General features: G+C 54.4%; 4 protein-coding genes. 2 read left to right on the top strand and 2 right to left on the bottom strand.

The genetic code is table 11. The features are described 5' to 3' along the window. Both RBR41_RS14530 and RBR41_RS14525 read right to left on the bottom strand, forming a co-directional pair. A partial coding sequence (locus RBR41_RS14530; RefSeq protein WP_320353394.1) for an acetate--CoA ligase family protein occupies window positions 1-257 on the bottom strand: 257 nt, incomplete at its 3' end. A gap of 526 nt (window positions 258-783) precedes the next feature. Beyond that, window positions 784-1,158, bottom strand: coding sequence for a prepilin-type N-terminal cleavage/methylation domain-containing protein (locus RBR41_RS14525; RefSeq protein ID WP_320353392.1), 375 nt, complete (start codon window positions 1,156-1,158; stop codon window positions 784-786). A 523-nt stretch (window positions 1,159-1,681) separates the two neighbouring features. Between RBR41_RS14525 and RBR41_RS14520 the strand changes: the two genes are divergently transcribed. Beyond that, the gene (locus RBR41_RS14520; protein ID WP_320353391.1) at window positions 1,682-2,386 is read left to right on the top strand and encodes a Bax inhibitor-1/YccA family protein; all 705 of its coding nucleotides are present in this window, start codon (window positions 1,682-1,684) and stop codon (window positions 2,384-2,386) included. Between the two features lie 45 nt (window positions 2,387-2,431). Continuing rightward, on the top strand, window positions 2,432-3,181 hold a 750-nt coding region (gene lpxK, locus RBR41_RS14515), incomplete at its 3' end, for a tetraacyldisaccharide 4'-kinase (RefSeq protein ID WP_320353390.1).

Below are 3,181 nucleotides of genomic sequence, written 5' to 3'. Positions count from 1 at the left end.
CCGCCGACCTCGGTCTTGTGCACGATGGTCGGCGAAACAATCTTGAGCACGGCCTTTTCTCCAGGAATGGCCACCAGCTCCTCATCAAAAACCCGAACTCCGCGCTCCAGCAGCCTGGCCCGCGGAGGCGTCTCAGCCCCGGAAGCCGCAAGCAGGGCGTAGACTTCGTATTCGTAAAGAAAATTGCGCGATCCAGCGCGAGCGTGCTCAAACAGGGCCGTAATGGCGGAGAAATCAATGAGGGCGGATGAATTCACGAGCGCTCCTTGAGGGCAAAGATGCATGGCATCATGCCCGGAGCTAGAATATCGATCAAGCTAGAAAAAAAGATGCGCATTGGCAGCGTCAAAAGGTCTGGAGGGGACAAATCGAGCATAATCTGATTGGAGTTAGCGCATCTACAGGTCAAAAATAGCCCTTGCTTTGTTGACAAGGGCTATTTTCCGCTGATCAAGAGTAATACTGAAAGTTATTGAAGCGTGCAGTTAGCAACAGCGCCATCTGTAATTTGAACATCAAAAGTATATCCACTATATACAAGATCAGCAACCGTACCTGTTGCATTAGCTGCGAACGATATTGTTCCATCAACCTTCACGAACAAATCGTCACTACCAAGTTCTGTGCCAAGAATATCACACAAGCAGAAGGGGTCACCCATCAAAAGGACCGAGGTCAAGGGAAAGTACTCCTTTGCTCTCAAATAGCTAGTTCCCGCCATTAGACATAGCGGGAACTAGACAAACTCAAAGAAAAAATTACAGTAAACTGAATTTTATAAATTTAATTTAATGTACACCGAGCAATAGCGCCACTATCAATAGTTGAATTAAAACTATACCCTGAATACAAAAGGGCACTTGTATCAGCCCCAGCCATCGTGATATTTCCGTCTGTAGTAACAGTGAATAACAAAGCAACAGGAAGAAGTGTTCCAGGAATAGTGCAATTCTGATCATTTATATCATCAGACGCAAACTTTGCCGCTGCATCATTCATGCAGTTTCTCAAATCGGCCTCACAAGATGCCTGCGCTGCATTCCTCTTATACTTCGTAAACTGCGGAATCGCGATCGCTGCCAAAATACCAATAATTGCCACGACGATCAAAAGTTCGACCAGGGTGAAGCCTTTTTCATTCTTTCTGAACCGGTTCATACAATCCTCCAATAAAGTTGGGTTGAGATATCCATGCTTGTGATGGGCACTTATCACTATCCGTGCCAAGTTGTCATTTCTTTTGTTTTCTCTTGGCCAAGTGGACTGGGGACTGGGCAAGGACCCATACCGAAAGTTGTTTCCGCGAAGGCGGGACACGTCGAGAGATGGTGTGAAATCCTGCTCTTTCAGACTGTTAGGAAAGGAACATTTCCCCGCCTTCGCGGGAATGACTTGCCCAATGCGGGGGAGTGGTTTTTGCTGCGAAAAGTGGTGAGCGAGGCAGTCAAGGGGAAGAGCCCCACCATGGATTCCGGTTTCAACTGACAAAACTTGTCAGTCCGGGCCCATTTTTGGGCCTGACTTCGCCCATCCTTGACTTGCGCCCCAGATGACCTAAATCAGAAGGGCTGATTTCATTCTTTATGGCATGCGGGTCAAGGCCTTGCTGTAGGGGCACAACTCCACAATCCGGCCTTGACGAAGCGTGCATACGCCAAAATACCAATAATGAGGAGGAGCAATGAACTTCCAGACTATTTCCCGGACCCGCACCGATGTGCAGGCGACCAACCTTTTCCTGCGCGGGGTCTACAATTGGATGAGCCTGGGATTAGGGCTGACCGCCGTGGTTGCCTACGCCGTGGCCACCACCCCGGCCATCGCCCAGGTCATCTTCGCCAATCCCATCATTTTCTGGGGCCTCATCATCGCCCAGTTCGGCCTAGTCCTGGCCATCTCAGGGGCCGTGCATCGCATGTCCGCCGGTACGGCCACGGGACTTTTTCTTCTCTACAGCGCCCTGACCGGCGCCACGCTGTCGTCCATTCTCCTGGTTTACACGGCGGCCTCCATCTTCAAGGCTTTCATCGTCTGCACGGGCATGTTCGCGGCCATGAGCGTCTACGGCGCCACCACCAAGAAAGACCTGACCGGATGGGGCAGCTTTTTGTTCATGGGCCTCATCGGCATCATCATCGCATCCATCGTCAACATCTTCATGGCCAGCTCCGCCCTTGATTTTGTCATCAGCGGCATCGGCGTTCTGATCTTTACGGGCCTGACCGCCTACGACACCCAGAAGCTCAAAGTGATGGGCGAATCCGCACCCATGGACGACGCCGTGGCCGTCCGGCGCGGGACCATACTTGGCGCGCTGACCCTGTACCTTGATTTTATCAACCTGTTTCTCTTTCTGCTCAGGTTCTTCGGATCTTCCCGAGATTAATCCTGGGGCGGCAAAAGCCGCCCTTTTTCCTTTCCGGCACCAACCATGACTCCTGACCGAATTTCCCGTCTGCAAAGCCAGTTCCCGCACCTGCTGGCCCCTCTGAGCAAGGCTTACGCCCGAATCATGCGTTTGCGCGCCCGGCTCTACAAAACGGGCAAGCGCGCCTCCTGGCGCCCACCGGCCCCATGCATCAGCGTGGGCAACATCTCCTGGGGCGGCACGGGCAAAACCCCGGTGGTGTCGTGGTTGCTGGACTGGGCCAGGGACGAGGGGCTGCGGCCCACGGTGCTGACGCGCGGCTATGGCGGCAAACCGCCGCATCTGCCCTACGCGGTGCAGCTTTTGAGCACACCCAAGGAGGCAGGGGACGAACCGCTCTTACTCAAGCGCACCCATCCCCAGGCCCAGATTCTGGTCGATCCAGACCGGGTGCGGGCAGGCAAGATCGCGGCCAGAAAGATGGCCGACCTTTTCGTCCTCGACGACGGATACCAGCACCTGCGCATCGAGCGAGATCTGAACCTGTGCCTACTCTGCCCGCGCGACCTTGACGAGGAGTGGGACCGGGTCATTCCCGCCGGATCATGGCGCGAGGACGTTTCCGCCCTCACCAGGGCGGACGCATTTTTAATCAACACCATGTTCGACGACGACGGCTGCCTGGAAACCATCGCACATATCAAGTTGGCCATCCTGGGCAAGCCCATCTTTTTTTTCCGGGTCACGGCCCGGGGCGTGGCCAACGCTCTGACCGGCGAGGCGCAGGACTCCCTCGACGGTCGGCGCTTCCTC

It is taken from the genome of Desulfovibrio sp., assembly GCF_034006445.1.
In the GTDB taxonomy this organism is placed as follows: Bacteria; Desulfobacterota; Desulfovibrionia; order Desulfovibrionales; family Desulfovibrionaceae; genus Desulfovibrio.
The sequence above is the reverse complement of the archived record's forward strand: the minus strand, read 5'-3'. Positions and strand labels throughout refer to the sequence as shown.